The 14,762-nt window shown below is 68.6% G+C and carries 12 protein-coding genes; 9 read left to right on the top strand and 3 right to left on the bottom strand.

What is annotated here, in order from left to right:
* Positions 1 to 40: 40 nt before the first annotated feature.
* The 9 genes from dusB to hflX all read left to right on the top strand — a co-directional run bounded on the left by dusB (position 41) and on the right by hflX (position 12,094).
* Positions 41 to 1,039: a tRNA dihydrouridine synthase DusB gene (gene dusB, locus GIY56_RS00850; RefSeq protein ID WP_154762929.1), complete on the top strand. Its 999-nt coding sequence runs from the start codon at positions 41 to 43 to the stop codon at positions 1,037 to 1,039.
* Complete coding sequence (locus GIY56_RS00845; RefSeq protein ID WP_154762928.1) at positions 1,036 to 2,154, top strand: two-component system sensor histidine kinase NtrB; 1,119 nt, start codon at positions 1,036 to 1,038, stop codon at positions 2,152 to 2,154. Before dusB ends, GIY56_RS00845 begins: the two co-directional genes overlap by 4 nt.
* Before the next feature lie 13 nt (positions 2,155 to 2,167).
* Entirely contained in the window at positions 2,168 to 3,625 is a 1,458-nt protein-coding gene (locus GIY56_RS00840; protein WP_154762927.1) for a response regulator, read from the top strand.
* A 72-nt stretch (positions 3,626 to 3,697) separates the two neighbouring features.
* Positions 3,698 to 5,962 (top strand): sensor histidine kinase NtrY-like, encoded by a 2,265-nt coding sequence (locus GIY56_RS00835; RefSeq protein ID WP_154762926.1) that lies wholly within the window; start codon positions 3,698 to 3,700, stop codon positions 5,960 to 5,962.
* A complete protein-coding gene (gene ntrX / locus GIY56_RS00830; protein WP_154762925.1) occupies positions 5,959 to 7,350 on the top strand; it encodes a nitrogen assimilation response regulator NtrX in 1,392 nt (463 codons plus the stop codon). Before GIY56_RS00835 ends, ntrX begins: the two co-directional genes overlap by 4 nt.
* A gap of 70 nt (positions 7,351 to 7,420) precedes the next feature.
* A complete protein-coding gene (trkA, locus tag GIY56_RS00825) occupies positions 7,421 to 8,797 on the top strand; it encodes a Trk system potassium transporter TrkA (protein WP_154762924.1) in 1,377 nt (458 codons plus the stop codon).
* A gap of 6 nt (positions 8,798 to 8,803) precedes the next feature.
* Entirely contained in the window at positions 8,804 to 10,432 is a 1,629-nt protein-coding gene (locus tag GIY56_RS00820; protein ID WP_154762923.1) for a TrkH family potassium uptake protein, read from the top strand.
* A 96-nt stretch (positions 10,433 to 10,528) separates the two neighbouring features.
* Positions 10,529 to 10,762 carry an RNA chaperone Hfq gene (gene hfq, locus GIY56_RS00815; RefSeq protein WP_020949330.1) on the top strand — a complete coding sequence of 78 codons (234 nt, stop codon included), beginning with the start codon at positions 10,529 to 10,531 and terminating at the stop codon, positions 10,760 to 10,762.
* Positions 10,763 to 12,094, top strand: coding sequence for a GTPase HflX (hflX, locus tag GIY56_RS00810; RefSeq protein WP_154762922.1), 1,332 nt, complete (start codon positions 10,763 to 10,765; stop codon positions 12,092 to 12,094).
* 346 nt (positions 12,095 to 12,440) lie between these two features.
* Here hflX and GIY56_RS00805 read toward each other — a convergent pair whose 3' ends face one another.
* Genes GIY56_RS00805 through GIY56_RS00795 form a run of 3 tightly spaced genes read right to left on the bottom strand, consistent with a single transcriptional unit; the run spans position 12,441 to position 14,685 of the window.
* Positions 12,441 to 13,079 carry a uracil-DNA glycosylase gene (locus tag GIY56_RS00805; RefSeq protein ID WP_154762921.1) on the bottom strand — a complete coding sequence of 213 codons (639 nt, stop codon included), beginning with the start codon at positions 13,077 to 13,079 and terminating at the stop codon, positions 12,441 to 12,443.
* On the bottom strand, positions 13,076 to 14,098 hold the full coding sequence (gene trpD / locus GIY56_RS00800; protein WP_154762920.1) for an anthranilate phosphoribosyltransferase: 1,023 nt from the start codon (positions 14,096 to 14,098) through the stop codon (positions 13,076 to 13,078). The genes GIY56_RS00805 and trpD overlap by 4 nt, the downstream gene beginning before the upstream one ends.
* On the bottom strand, positions 14,095 to 14,685 hold the full coding sequence (locus GIY56_RS00795; RefSeq protein WP_154762919.1) for an anthranilate synthase component II: 591 nt from the start codon (positions 14,683 to 14,685) through the stop codon (positions 14,095 to 14,097). Before GIY56_RS00795 ends, trpD begins: the two co-directional genes overlap by 4 nt.
* Between the last annotated feature and the right edge of the window lie 77 nt (positions 14,686 to 14,762).

Here is a 14,762-nt window from a genome sequence, read left to right as displayed (position 1 = left end):
GACCTTGCGGCTGGCGGCGGGCAGGATGAAGGAACAGGTTATGCAATTCGGCGACCCGATCATTCTTGGCGACACGCGGCTTGGCCCGCCGGTGTTTCTTGCGCCCATGGCGGGAATCACCGATCTGCCGTTTCGCCGTGCCGTTGCGCGGTACGGCGCGGGGCTGATGGTCAGCGAAATGGTCGCCTCGACCGAGATGGTGACGCCGCGCCCGTCCACCCGCGCCGCCGTCCGGGCCAAGGCCCTGACCGAAGGCGCGCTGCCCGTCAGCGTGCAGATCGCGGGGCGAGAGGCCGGGGCGATGGCCGAAACCGCCCGCATCGTCGAGGACATGGGCGCGCGCATCATCGACATCAACATGGGCTGTCCGGCCAGAAAGGTGACGGGCGGGCTGTCGGGCGCGGCGCTGATGCGGGATCTGGACCACGCGCTGACGCTGATCGACGCGGTGGTGGGCGCGGTATCCGTGCCCGTCACGCTGAAGATGCGGCTTGGCTGGGACGAGGATTGCCTGAACGCCGCCGACCTGGCCCGGCGCGCCGCGGATGCGGGCGTGGGGATGCTGACCGTGCATGGCCGGACGCGGGCACAGTTCTACAAGGGGCAGGCCGATTGGGCGCGCATCCGCGCGGTGGCGAACCTGCCGGGCCGTCCGCCGCTGGTCGCCAATGGCGATGTGGTGGACGCGGCGTCCGCCCGTGCGGCGCTGGCGGCGTCCGGTGCGGAAGCGGTGATGGTCGGGCGCGGCGCGCAGGGTGCCCCCTGGCGGCTGGCGCAGATCGCGCATGACCTGATGGGCGCGCCCGCCCCCGATGTGCCGCAAGGCGATGCCCTGGCCGATGCCGTGGCCGAGCATTACGAGTACATCCTGGATTTCTACGGCCTTGAGCTGGGCCTGCGCGTCGCGCGCAAGCATCTGGGCTGGTATGCCGATGCGAACGGCGCGCCCCTGCGGGACCGGATGCTGCGCGCGGACAGCCCGGCGGCGGCGCTGGCCCTGATCCGCCTGGCTTTTGCCGATGCGCGGGTGGCCGCATGACGCGACGCAGCCCTGCCGGTTTCGAGGAGGTCGATCCCGGTCCCGGCTGGGACGCCCTGCCGCTGCCTGCCCTGGTCCTGGATGAACAGGGCCGCGTCACCGCGATGAACGATGCGGCGGAAGTCTGGCTGAACATGTCCCGCAACTCGACCCTGGGCCGGACGCTTGACGGGGACGAGATGGGCACGCGGCTGCGCATCCACCCGTCCTTGTCGCCGCTGGTCTTCCGCGTCGTCCAGGGTGACGAACCCCTGTATCAACCCAATGTCCGGTTCGAGATCGGCGACCGCGCGGGCGGCCATCAGGAACGCCGCGCCCTGGTCCATGCCGGGCCTGCGGGCGAATTGGGAGGCGGCGTCACGCTGTTGCTGGTTCCCCAGGACGAGGCCGGGCTGCAATCGCAGAACCGCGCCGTGCGTACCGCCGCCCGCAGCGCCATCGGCATGGCCGAGATGCTGGCGCACGAGATCAAGAACCCCCTGGCAGGCATCCGGGGCGCGGCGCAGCTGATCGGCATGAACGCATCCCCCGAGGACCGCGAGATGGCCGAGATGATCGTCAGCGAATCGAAACGCATCGTGTCGCTCTTGGAACAGGTGGAACGCTTCGGCGACACATCGGCCCCGAACCTGCGGGCGATCAACGTCCATGACGTGCTGGAAAAGGTCCGCCGGTCGGCCGCCGTGGGGTTCGCCAAGAAAATCGGCATCGTCGCGGAATACGACCCCTCGCTGCCCGATGCCCTGGCCGATGCCGACCAGCTGACCCAGGTCTGCCTGAACCTGGTCAAGAACGCCGCCGAGGCGCTGAAGGACACCGACCGCCCCGCGATCCGGCTGCGCAGCTTCTATGACCACACCCTGCGCCTGCCGCCGGACGAAACCGACCCGACCGGCCGGCCCTTGCCCCTCCAGATCGAGATCGAGGACAACGGCCCGGGCCTGCCGCCTGCCATCGCCGACCAGATCTTCGAGCCGTTCGTGTCGGGGCGCGAGAACGGCACCGGCCTGGGGCTGGCGCTTGTCAGCAAGATCATCACCGACCATGGCGCGCTGATCCGCGTGGACTCGCGCCCTGGCCGCACCGTTTTCCGCATCTCACTGCCAAAGGCATAAGGGGACCGACGCCATGGACGGAACCGTTCTGATCGCCGACGACGACCGCACCATCCGCACGGTGCTGACACAGGCGCTGACCCGCGCGGGTTGCCGGGTCCATGCCACGGGCAGCCTGGCGCAGCTGTCGAAATGGGTCGAGGAAGGGCGCGGCGACCTGGTCATCACCGACGTGATGATGCCCGACGGCAACGGCATCGACCGCATCCCCGCCATCCGCGAGGCGCGGCCCGACCTGCCCGTCATCGTGATTTCCGCCCAGAACACCATCGTCACGGCCATCCGCGCGACCGAGGCCGAGGCCTTCGAATACCTGCCCAAGCCCTTCGACCTGCCGGATCTGATGACCAAGGCCAACCAGGCCCTGTCGCGCCGCCCGCGCAAGTCCGACCCGGTGCCCGACATCATCCCGGCGGTGCGGCCCGCGGCGGACCCCGCCATGCCGCTGATCGGCCATGCGCCCGCGATGCAGGCGCTGTTCCGCATGGTGGCCCGCGTCCTGAACGCCGACCTGCCGGTGCTGATCGCGGGTGAACCGGGCGTCGGCAAGACCACCATCGCGCGGTCCTTTCACGACCTGTCGGACCGGCGCGACAACGGCATCGCGATCCTGACCTCGGCCGATGCCACCGAGGAGGCGATCACCCGTGCGGCGGACAAGGCGCGCGGCGGCACGATCATCATCGAGAACCCGGCGGGCTTCGATCCCGCTGCCCAGGCCCGGCTGATCGGCCTGATCGAATCGCTGGAAAGCGGTCCCGACCGCGCCATGGCCCCGCGCATCGTGGCGACCACCGGTCCCGATCCCCAGGCCGACGTGGCGGCGGGGCGGCTGCGGTCGGATCTGTATTACCGGCTGGCCGGCGTCACGGTCACGGTGCCACCGCTGCGCGCGCGGGTCGATGACATCCTGCCGCTTGCCAACCACCTGCTGGCCCGCGCGGCCACGCAAGGGCTGCCGGACCGGACGCTCGGCGACGACGCGGCGGGGCTTTTGCGCGCCCATGCCTTTCCCGGCAACGTGCGCGAGCTGGAAAACATGATGCGCCGCCTGGCCCTGACCGCCAGCGGCGCCGCCATCACCGCCCCGGAAATGCGCGAGGCGCTGAGCCAGCAGGGCGGCACCCGCGCGGCGCCCATCGCCGCCATGCCGATGCCGGTGGCAGCGCCCGCCAGCGACAATGCCCTGTCCGCGCCCTATCAGCTTGGCGGCGGTAACGGTCCCCTGTCGGATTCGGTCGAGGCGCATCTGCAACGCTATTTCGACCTGCACGGCGACAGCCTGCCGCCCCCCGGGCTTTACGACCGCATCTTGCGGGAAATCGAACGACCTCTGCTTCAGGTTGCGCTGGACGCCACGGGCGGCAACCAGCTGAGATGCGCCGATCTTCTGGGGATAAACCGCAATACCCTGCGCAAGAAGCTGACCGAGCTGAATATCGAGGTGACACGGCGCCGCAAACTGATGTAAAACCGCCACAGGGGGCAGGGCCACCGTATCGGCGCTGCAACGGAAAGCCGCGAAAGACGGCAAGTGGGGGCTATGGCAGGCGCCGCATCAGGGCTGAGCTGGGACAGGCTCGCAAGGATCAAGCTGCCGCGTCACTGGCGCAGCGCCATGACGGCGGGTGTGCTGATCGTCGGCGTCCTGCTGGCGGGCGCGACGATGACGGTGCTTGGCCCGCTGGCCCAGGGCGCCGAAAGCCGCATGTTGCGGCTGATCCTGCTTCTGGATCTGGCCTATCTGATCGTGCTGATCGGGATCATCGTGCTGCGCATGGCGCGCCTGATCACCGCCCGGCGCAAGACCGCCGCCGGATCGCGCCTGCACGCGCGCCTTGTGCTGATCTTTGCCGGCCTCGCCCTGGTGCCCACGGTGCTGGTCGCGCTGTTCGCGGGGTTCCTGGTCAATATCGGGCTTGAAGGCTGGTTTTCGGGCCGGGTGCAGCAGGTCGTCACCACCTCGCAAGCCGCGGCCGAGGCCTACCAGGAGGAACACCGCCGCGACCTGACCGAGGATGCGACCGCCCTGGCCAGCATCCTGACCCAGGCAGGACGCGCCAACCCGATGATCGCGGACGGGGAAATGCGCCAGCTTCTGGTCCAGGGCCAGGCGCTGATCCAGCGGGGCCTGCGCGAGGCCTATGTCATCAACGGCACCGGGGAAATCCGCGCCCGGGGCGAGCGGTCCTATCTGTTCTGGTACGAGGCCCCGGCCAGCGGCGACCTGGACCGCGCGCAATCCGAAGGCGTCGTGCTGATCGAGGATTGGCAGAACAACGAATTCCGCGCCCTGGTGGCGCTGCCGCCGCTGGCCGACCGTTACCTGTACGTGACGCGCGACGTGGACGGCAACCTGCTGGGCCTGGTGGACGACACCCGCGCGACCGTCGGCAGCTATCGCCAGCTGGAACAGACGCGCAGCCAGGTGCTGTTCGAATTCTCGCTGGTGTATCTGGCTTTCGCGCTGCTGCTGGTGGCCGCCGCCGTGCTGCTGGGCCTGTGGTTCGCCTCGCGCCTGTCGCGGCCGATCGGGCTGCTGGCGCTTGCCAGCGAACAGGTAGGGCACGGGAACCTGGACGTGCAGGTGCCCGAACCCGACACGGGGGACGAAATCCAGACGCTGGGCCAGTCCTTCAACCGCATGACCCGGCAGCTCAAGGCGCAACGGGCCGAACTGATCGACAGCTATCGCGTCAGCGACGAACAGCGCCGGCTGTTCGACAACGTGCTGTCCTCCGTCACCTCGGGCGTGATCGGGCTGGACGCGGCGGGCGAGATCGACTTCGTGAACAGGTCCGCCAGCCGCCTGCTGGGCCTGGACCCCAAGCGCGACATCGACGCCCTGCTGTCCGAGGCGGTGCCGGAATTCGGCCCCCTGTTCGACCGCCTGTCGGCATCCGTTGCCGAAACCGTGCAGGACGAGGTGCGCCTGATGCGCGAAGGGCGCGTCGAAAGCCTGCTGGTGCGCATGGCCGTCCGGCGCGGCACCGATGGCGACCTGGAAGGCTATGTGGTGGCCTTCGATGACGTGACCGAGCTTGTGACCGCGCAGCGCATGGCCGCCTGGGGCGACGTGGCGCGGCGCGTGGCGCACGAGATCAAGAACCCGCTGACCCCCATCCAGCTGTCCGCCGAACGCCTGCGCCGCAAGTTCGGCAAGCTGGCATCGCCCGAGGACAAGGCGTCGCTCGACCAATACACCGACGTGATCATCCGCCAGACCGCCGACCTGCGCCGGATCGTGGACGAATTCAGCCGCTTTGCCCGGATGCCCGAACCCGACCGCGCCGAAACCGACCTGGCCGCCCTGCTGCGTGAGGTCACGCTGCTGCAACAGGACGCGCTGAAGGGGGCATTGACGACGCAAATCCCCGCCGGGCCGGTGATCGTCGATTGCGATGCCGGGATGCTGCGGCAGGCCTTCACGAACCTTCTGAAGAACGCGGGCGAAGCCGTCGAGGAACGGCGGGAAAACCCGCCCGAAGGCTGGGCGCCCCGGATCGCGGTCCTGATGCAGGCCGATCACGACGCGGTGACGATCCGCATCACCGACAACGGTCCCGGCCTGCCCGCCGACCGGTCCCGCCTGTTCGAGCCTTACGTGACCATGAAGACCGGCGGCACCGGCCTGGGCCTGCCCATCGTCAAGAAGATCGTCGAGGAACACGGCGGCAGCCTGTCCCTGTCGGACCGGCCCGACGGGCAGGGGGCCGTGGCCGAAATCCGTCTGCCGCGGGAACGCCATCCCATGCGCGGCGCGCAACGCAAGACAAAAACAAAAGAAGATGAGGCAGCACCGATATGAGCGATATCCTGATCGTTGACGACGAACGCGATATCCGCGAACTGGTCGCGGATATCCTGAAGGACGAGGGGTTCGAGACGCGCCTTGCCGCGAACTCGGACGAGGCGCTGGCGGCGCTGAACGACCGCCCGCCTGCGCTGATGGTCCTGGACATCTGGCTGAAGGACAGCCGGATGGACGGGATCGACATCCTCAAGCAGGTCAAGCGCAACAACCCGGACGTGCCCGTGATCATCATCTCCGGCCACGGCAACATCGAGATCGCGGTGGCGGCGATCAAGCAGGGCGCCTACGACTTCATCGAGAAGCCCTTCAACATCGACCAGCTGATGGTGGTGGTGAACCGCGCGATGGAAGCCAGCCGCCTGCGCCGGGAAAACAGCACCCTACGCCGGGGCGGCGACCGCTCGGCCGAAATGCTGGGCCATTCCGTGGCCTTCAAGCGGCTGCGCGACGCCCTGGACAAGGTGGCGAAATCCAACGGCCGCGTGATGCTGTCGGGCGAGCCGGGCACCGGCAAGGAAATGGCCGCCCGCTATATCCACGCCCACAGCCCGCGCGCCTCTGCCCCGTTCATCACCGTCCCCTGCGCCGCCATCGAGCCGGAACGGATGGAGGAGGTGCTGTTCGGCCGCGAAACCCCGGAACGCGGGATCGAGCCGGGATTGCTGGAACAGGCCCATGGCGGCGTGATCTATTTCGACGAGGTGGGCGACATGCCCATGGGAACGCAGCCGAAAATCCTGCGCGTGCTGACCGAACAGCAGTTCGTGCGGGCCGGGGGGGCGGACCGGGTGCGGGTCGATCTGCGCGTGATCTCGTCCACCAACCGCGACCTGCCCGCGGAAATCGCGGCGGGCCGGTTCCGGCAGGAACTGTATGACCGACTGAACGTGGTCCCCGTGGCGGTGCCCTCGCTGGCGGAACGGCGCGACGACATCGCCCTCCTGGCGCGCCATTTCATCGACGGGTTCCACAAGACCCAGGGGCTGACCCCGCGCGACCTGCCCGAGGAAACCGTGGCCGCGCTGCAATCCATGCGCTGGCCCGGCAACATCCGCCAGTTGCGCAACGTGATCGAGCGCGTGCTGATCCTGGCCGAGGAAAGCGGTCCCATCCAGCCCACCGAGCTGGAACCCCAGGGTGCCACCCCGGACAACAGCGACGCGCTCAGCCTCGGCCCGCAGATCACCGCCATGGCCCTGCGCGAAGCGCGCGAGATGTTCGAGCGCGAATACCTTGTGGCCCAGATCAACCGCTTTGGCGGCAACATCAGCCGCACCGCGCAATTCGTGGGGATGGAGCGCAGCGCCCTGCACCGCAAGCTGAAATCGCTGGGCGTGGTCGGCGGGATGCGGGCCGAGGACGAATTGCTGATGGGCAAGTAGGACGGTTGCACCCCGCGAACCGGCGGCATAGGCAGAGAGTGACGCAAAAGCCTGCGGCAAGGGAACGGCCATGAAGATCATCATCTGCGGCGCGGGCCAGGTCGGCTGGCAGATCGCCCGGCACCTGTCGGGCGAACGCAACGATGTGACGGTGATCGACAACAATGCCGAACTGATCCGCCGCGCGACCGATGCGCTGGACGTGCAGGGCGTGACCGGATTTGCCAGCCATCCCGACGTGCTGGACCAGGCGGGCGCGCGCGACGCCGACCTGATCATCGCCGCCACCCATTCGGACGAGGTGAACATGGTCACCTGCCAGGTCGCCCATTCGATCTTCCAGGTGCCCCGCAAGATCGCCCGCCTGCGCAGCAGCGCCTATCTCGAGGCGATCTATTCCGATCTCTACACCACGTCGAACCTGCCCATCGACGTGGTCATCAGCCCGGAACGAGAGGTCGCGAACGCCGCCCTGCAACGGCTGTCCGCGCCATCGACCTTTGACGTGGAAACCTTCATGGGGGGCCAAGTGCAGCTTCTGGGCATCCTGCTGGAGGATGATTGCCCCGCGTTGAACACCCCCCTGCGGCAGCTGAACGACCTGTTTTCCACCCTGCGCGCCATCGTCGTGGGCGTGCGCCGGCAGGGACGGCTGTTCGCGCCCGAACCGGGCGACCAGTTGTTCGCGCGCGACCAGATCTATGTCTTCAGCCACCGCGAGGACGTGGGCCGCACGCTGGAGATCTTCGGCAAGCCGCCGCTCAAGCAGGAACGCATCGCCATCATCGGGGCGGGCAACGTGGGCCTTGCCGTGGCGCAGGCGCTAGAGACGCGGCCCGACCGCATCCGCGCCAAGCTGATCGAACGCGACCGCGCCCGCGCGGAATACGCCGCCGACCGGCTGGAACGGACCATCGTGCTGAACGGCGACGGCCTGTCCGCCGAACTGCTCGAGGAAGCGGCCGTCCCCACCGCCGACGCCGTGCTGGCCGTGACCGACGACGACAAGACCAACATCCTCGCATCCGTGCGCGCCAAGCAGGCGGGGGCCAAGCTGGCGATCGCGCTGATCAACGACCCCACGCTGGTGTCCCTGATGGATGTGCTGGACATCGACGCCTATATCAACCCGCGTGCCACGACCGTGTCCACCATCCTGCGCCATGTCCGCCATGGCCGGGTGCGCGACATCTATTCCATCGGCGACGCCGAGGCCGAGGTGATCGAGGCGCAGGCCCTGTCCACGTCCCCCATATCCGGCCGCACGATCCGCGACATCGAGTTTCCCGAAGGCGTGCTGATCGGCGCGGTGCAAAAGGGCGACCGCATCGTGAAGCCCGCCCCCGACACAAGGATCGAGGAAGGCGACATCATCCTGATCTTCGCCCTCACCAAGGACGTGCCAGAGGTCGAGCGCCTGTTGCAGGTCTCGATCGACTTCTTCTGAGGCACCATGGCCGTCCTGCTGCGCCTTCCGCTGTTCGTGATCCTGGCCGCCATGACCGGGGCGGCGATGATGCTGCCCGCCGCCTATGCCTCGGTCAGCGATCAGGACCAGCTGGCGCGCAACTTCCTTTATTCCGGGCTTCTGGTGCTGGTGGGGGCGGGGATGGTCGGGCTTGCGACTTCGGCCAACCCCCACCCGCCGCGGCCGCGCGACACGCTGCTGGCGATGCTGGCGGTCTTTGCCGGGATGCCGCTGATCATGGCGCTGCCCTTTGCCGAAAGCGTGCCGGACACGGGCCTGTTCAATGCCTGGTGGGAAATGACCTCGGCGCTGACGACGACGGGGGCATCGCTCTATTCCGCCGACCTGCTGCCCTTGCCGCTGCATCTGTGGCGGGCGATGGCGGGGTGGATGGGCGGCTTCTTCATCCTGGTCGCCGCAACCGCCATCCTGGCCCCCCTGCATGTCGGCGGGTTCGAGATCATGGCCCCCCCCTATGGCCGCCCCGAATACCCCGAGCGTCTTCCCCGCTCCGCCGAGCCGCTGGACCGCAACCCGCATCTGTCCTCGCCGGTCTTCCACACCCCGCTGGCCCATCCCCATTTCCGCCTGATGCGGTCGGCGGTGCAGGTCTTTCCGGTCTATGCCGGGCTGACGCTGGCCTTGTGGCTGGTCCTGCTGCTGCTGGGCGATCCGGCGCTGGTCGCGCTGTGCCGGTCGATGGGAACGCTGTCCACCAGCGGGATTTCCCCGGTTCTCGGATCGCCCGGCGACAGTTCGGGCCTGTTGGGGGAAATGGCGGTGTTCCTGTTCCTGATCCCGGCCCTGTCGCGCCGCTTCTGGCCCGGGGGCGGGGAATTGCGCGCGTCCGACAGGCTGCGGGACGATCCCGAACTGAAGATGGCGGGGGGCCTTGTCGCCCTGGTGGCGTTGTCGCTGTTCGCCCGGCATTTCGGGGGCGCCATCGAAAGCGCCCGCGCCCCCGAGGGGTCGTCCGAGCTGCTGCACGACTTGCGCAACGGGCTTGCCGCCTTTTGGGGCGGGCTGTTCAACGGTCTCAGCTATCTGACCACGACCGGCTGGACCTCGATCGACTGGCAAGGCGCGCGGGCCTGGTCGGGCCTGGCCTCGCCCGGGCTGATCCTGGCGGGGCTGGCGATGATGGGGGGCGGGGTCGCCACCACGGCGGGGGGCGTCAAGCTGCTGCGCGTCTATGCCCTGGCCCGCCACGGCCAGCGGGAAATGGAACGGATCGTGCATCCGAACTCGGTCGCGGGCGGGGGCCAGATCGCGCGCAGGCTGCGGCGCGAGGGGGCCTATCTGGCCTTCATCTTCTTCATGCTGTTCGCCACATCCATCGCCGCCGTGGTGGCCCTGGTGTCCATCCAGCAGATCGAGATCGAGACGGCGACGATCCTGTCCGTCGCCGCGCTGACCAACACCGGCCCTCTGGCCGCCGCCATCCCGCTGACCCCGGCCTTCCAGGCCAGCGCCGGCATCGCCTCGGCCCCGTGGGAGGGATGGTCCGGCTTGCCGGCGTTCACCAAGACGATCCTGGCGGGGGCGATGATCCTGGGCCGGGTCGAGACGCTGGCCGTTCTTGCGCTGTTTTCGCCACAGTTCTGGCGCCGTTGAAGGCCGCTTTCCCCCGGGGCGCGACATGCTTGCAAGGGTTGTCCCGACCGCTTAGATGTAAGTTCCGACCGGGACAGTATAAAACGGAAAAAAATAATGGCTGGCGACAAGCAGAACCTGCAGGACGCGTTCCTCAATCACGTCCGCAAGGCGAAGGTGCCTGTCACGATCTTCCTGATCAACGGCGTCAAGCTGCAGGGCGTCATCACCTGGTTCGACAATTTCTGCGTGCTGTTGCGCCGCGACGGCCAGTCGCAGCTGGTCTACAAGCACGCCATCAGCACCATCATGCCGGGCCAGCCCATTTCGCTTTACGAAGGCGAGGACTGATTGACCGAGACCACCGCGACCGAGGCACGGCCGACCCGCGCCTATGTGATCCACCCGGATCTCGCCAGCCGGACGCAACGGCGCGAACCCGCGCATTCCCTGGCCGAGGCCGTGGCCCTGGCCCATGCCCTGCCGGGGATCGAGATCGTGGGCGACGAGGTCGCGCGCCTGCGCAAGCCCGATCCGGGCCGGCTGTTCGGCAAGGGCAAGCTGGCCGAGATCGGCACACGGCTTGAGGCCGCCGAGGTCGATCTGGTTCTGGTCGATGGTCCGGTGTCGCCGGTCCAGCAGCGCAACCTGGAAAAGGACTGGGGCGTCAAGCTTCTGGACCGGACCGGGCTGATCCTGGAAATCTTCGCCGACCGCGCGCGCACGCGCGAAGGCGTGTTGCAGGTGGAACTGGCCGCGCTGTCCTATCAGCGCACCCGCCTGGTCCGCGCCTGGACCCACCTGGAACGCCAGCGGGGCGGTTTCGGCTTTGTCGGCGGTCCCGGGGAAACCCAGATCGAGGCCGACCGCCGCGCCATCGACGAACAGATGACCCGGTTGCGCCGCCAGCTGGACCGCGTGGTCAAGACCCGCACCCTGCACCGCGCGGCGCGCGCCAAGGTGCCCTATCCCATCGTGGCCCTTGTGGGCTATACCAACGCCGGCAAATCCACGTTGTTCAACCGCATGACCGGGGCCGATGTTCTGGCCAAGGACATGCTGTTCGCGACCCTGGATCCCACCATGCGCGGCGTCCGCCTGCCCGGCGTCGGGGGCGGGCAGGGGCGCAAGATCATCCTGTCCGACACCGTGGGCTTCATCAGCGACCTGCCCACCGAACTGGTCGCCGCCTTCCGCGCCACCTTGGAAGAAGTGCTGGAAGCCGACCTGATCCTGCACGTCCGCGACATCAGCCACCCCGAAACCGAGGAACAGGCCGCCGACGTGGCCGAGATCCTGGAATCGCTGGGCGTCGATGAGGACGTGGCGCTGATCGAGGTCTGGAACAAGATCGACGCCTTGTCGCAAGACACACGCGACGCCCTGCGCCGCACCGATGCGCGGACCCAAGGCATCCAGGCCGTCAGCGCCCTGACGGGCGAGGGTCTGGACGACCTGATCGCCGCCATCGACGCGCATCTGTCCGAGGCCTTGGACGAGCCGAAGACGGAGGGCGTGGTGACGCTGCCCTTCTCGGACGGCCGCCGCCGGGCGTGGCTGCACGAGGCGGGCGTGGTCCAGCGCGAGGAATCGGGCGAGGGCGGGCTGACCCTGCACCTGCTGTGGACCGAACGGCAGAAGGCGGGCTTCGAGGCGATGAGCGCGCCGGAGAACGACGCGTAGGGTGCGTGCTTGCACGCACCATTGCGACGGGGCCGGTGCGTGCAAGCACGCACCCTACGCCATTTTCCCTTGGTTACAACGAATGGTGGGGTGAAACCCCACCCTACGAGTTCTGGACCAAGCGGCAAAAGGTGGGCTTCGAGGCGATGAGCGCGCCGGAAATTGATGGCCTGTAGGGTGGGATTTCACCCCACCATTCTTTTGGGCGGGCCGGTGGTGGGTGTAAATTCCACCCTGTAGGGTGCGTGCTTGCACGCACCATTGCGACGGGGCCGGTGCGTGCAAGCACGCACCCTACGCCTCGTCTCAAGAGCCATGGATCGTAGGGTGGGGTTTCACCCCACCATCACCCCGCCCAATCCACCGGCTTGCGCCCCTGCGACTCCAACCACGCATTGATCCGCGAGAACGGCTTGCTGCCGAAGAACCCCCGCCGCGCCGACAGCGGCGAGGGATGCGCCGTCGCGATCACCAGATCCTGCGGGCGTGGCAATCCCGCCATCGCCTTCTGCGCGTGCGTGCCCCACAGCAGAAAGGCCAGCGGCCCGTGGCGTTGCGCATCAGTCACCGCATCGCGAGCCAGCCGGTCCCATCCCCAGGACGCGTGCCGTCCCGCGTCGCCCGGCGGCACGGACAGGGACGTGTTCAGCAGCAGCACCCCCTGATGCGCCCAGCCGGACAGGTCGCCCGAGGCGGGGGCCGCGCCGATGTCGTCGCGCAGCTCGGTGAAGATGTTCTTCAGCGACCTTGGCAGGGCAACCTCGGGGGCGACCGAGAAGGCCAGACCGTTCGCGTGGCCCGGCGTCGGATAGGGATCCTGGCCCAGGATCACCACGCGGACCTTCTCGGGCGGGGTCGCCTCGAGCGCGGCGAAGACGAGGGCGGGGCCGGGCAGCCAGTCGTCCAGGCCCTTCAGCCGGTCGCGGATCGCGGGCCAGTTCTGCTGGAAGAAGGGCAGGTGGTCCCAGACCCCGGGGGGCTTCATGCCTCGGGCGTCCCGGTGACCTGGGCCAGCCGGTCCAGCCGCGCCTTGGCCGCGCCGCTGTCGATGGATTCGGCGGCCATCGCGGCCCCCTCGCGCAGGTCGCCCGCCTTGCCCGCGATCAGCAGCGCGGCCGCGGCGTTCAGCAGCACCGCGTCGCGATAGGCGCCGCGTTCGCCGCCCAGAAGCGCGCGGAAGGCGGCGGCGTTCTGGTGCGGCTCGCCGCCAATGATCGCCTCGAACGGGTGGCGGGGCAGGTCTGCGTCCTCGGGCGTGACGGTGAATTCTTGGATCTCGCCGTCCTTCAGGGCGGCGACACGGGTTTCCCCGGCGATGCTGATCTCGTCCGTGCCGTCGGCCCCGTGGACCAGCCAGGCGGCATCGCTGCCCAGATCGCGCAGAACCTCGGCCATGGGGCGGATCCAGTCGGCGCTGAAGGTGCCGGTCAGCTGACGCCGCACGGAGGCGGGATTTGTCAGCGGTCCCAGCAGGTTGAACACGGTTCTTGTGCCCAGTTCCGCGCGCGGCGGGCCGACATGGCGCATGGCGGGGTGGTGCATGGTCGCCATCATGAAGCAGATGCCCGCCTGATCCACCGCCTGCTGCGCGACCGCCGGCCCGCCCATCACGTTGATGCCCATGGCCGTCAGCGCATCCGCCGCGCCCGATTTCGACGACAGGTTGCGGTTGCCGTGCTTGGCGACCGGCACCCCCGCGCCCGCCACCACGAAGGCCGTCGCGGTCGAGATGTTCAGCGTCCCCTTGCCGTCCCCGCCGGTGCCCACGATGTCGATGGCGTCTGCGGGGGCATGGATGCGGTTCATCCGCTTGCGCATGGCGCGGGCGGCGGCGGCGATTTCGTCCACCGTCTCGCCCCGCACGCGCAGGGCCATCAGCAGGCCGCCGATCTGGGCGGGCGTGGCCGCGCCGTCGAACAGGGCGGAAAAGGCGGCCTCGGCCTCAATCGAAGTCAGCGGTCGGGTGGCGGCGATCCCGATCAGCGGGCGGATGTCCGTGGTCATGCGGCGGCCTGCCGGGGGGTGCAGCGGGACAGGAAGGTGCGGATCATCTCGTGCCCGTGTTCCGAGGCGATGGATTCGGGGTGGAACTGCACGCCCTCGATCGGCAGGGCCTCGTGGATCAGGCCCATGATGGTGCCGTCGTCGGATGTGGCGGTGACGCGCAGGCAGTTGGGCAGATCGTCGGGCCGCACCGTCAGCGAATGATAGCGCGTCGCCGTCAGGGGGGACGCCAGCCCGGCGAAGACCCCCGTGCCGTCATGGCTGATGGCATCGGTCTTGCCGTGCATGATGCGGTTGGCGCGCACGACGGTGCCGCCGAAGGCCTCTCCGATGGCCTGGTGGCCCAGGCAGACGCCGAACAGCGGGATCGCCCGGTCGGCGGCGGCGCGGATCAGGTCCAGGCAGATGCCCGCCTGCGCGGGGTCGCAGGGACCGGGCGAGATCACGATCCCGTCAGGCTGCATCGCCAAGGCCTCGTCCACCGTCAGGGCGTCGTTGCGGCGCACGACGACCTCGGCCCCGGCCTCGGCCAGGTAATGCACGAGGTTCCAGGTGAAGCTGTCGTAGTTGTCGATCAGAAGGATCATGGTCGGCGCCCTGATATGGTGGCGGTTTCCCCGCCTGAACGGGTCCGCTATAGATGGGCCGAAGCGCGCCGGGGGGT

Source organism: Paracoccus lichenicola (assembly GCF_009708075.1).
Taxonomy (GTDB): domain Bacteria; phylum Pseudomonadota; class Alphaproteobacteria; order Rhodobacterales; family Rhodobacteraceae; genus Paracoccus; species Paracoccus lichenicola.
Note: the sequence above shows the minus strand (reverse complement) of the source record. Positions and strands in the feature narration are given on the sequence as shown.

Bases quoted from the DNA above. Each gene is read 5' to 3' on its own strand.
- dusB (WP_154762929.1), top strand. From the start codon at position 41: ATGCAATTCGGCGACCCGATCATTCTTGGCGACACGCGGCTTGGCCCG.
- GIY56_RS00845 (WP_154762928.1), top strand. From the start codon at position 1,036: ATGACGCGACGCAGCCCTGCCGGTTTCGAGGAGGTCGATCCCGGTCCC.
- GIY56_RS00840 (WP_154762927.1), top strand. From the start codon at position 2,168: ATGGACGGAACCGTTCTGATCGCCGACGACGACCGCACCATCCGCACG.
- GIY56_RS00835 (WP_154762926.1), top strand. From the start codon at position 3,698: ATGGCAGGCGCCGCATCAGGGCTGAGCTGGGACAGGCTCGCAAGGATC.
- ntrX (WP_154762925.1), top strand. From the start codon at position 5,959: ATGAGCGATATCCTGATCGTTGACGACGAACGCGATATCCGCGAACTG.
- trkA (WP_154762924.1), top strand. From the start codon at position 7,421: ATGAAGATCATCATCTGCGGCGCGGGCCAGGTCGGCTGGCAGATCGCC.
- GIY56_RS00820 (WP_154762923.1), top strand. From the start codon at position 8,804: ATGGCCGTCCTGCTGCGCCTTCCGCTGTTCGTGATCCTGGCCGCCATG.
- hfq (WP_020949330.1), top strand. From the start codon at position 10,529: ATGGCTGGCGACAAGCAGAACCTGCAGGACGCGTTCCTCAATCACGTC.
- GIY56_RS00805 (WP_154762921.1), bottom strand. From the start codon at position 13,079: ATGAAGCCCCCCGGGGTCTGGGACCACCTGCCCTTCTTCCAGCAGAAC.
- trpD (WP_154762920.1), bottom strand. From the start codon at position 14,098: ATGACCACGGACATCCGCCCGCTGATCGGGATCGCCGCCACCCGACCG.
- GIY56_RS00795 (WP_154762919.1), bottom strand. From the start codon at position 14,685: ATGATCCTTCTGATCGACAACTACGACAGCTTCACCTGGAACCTCGTG.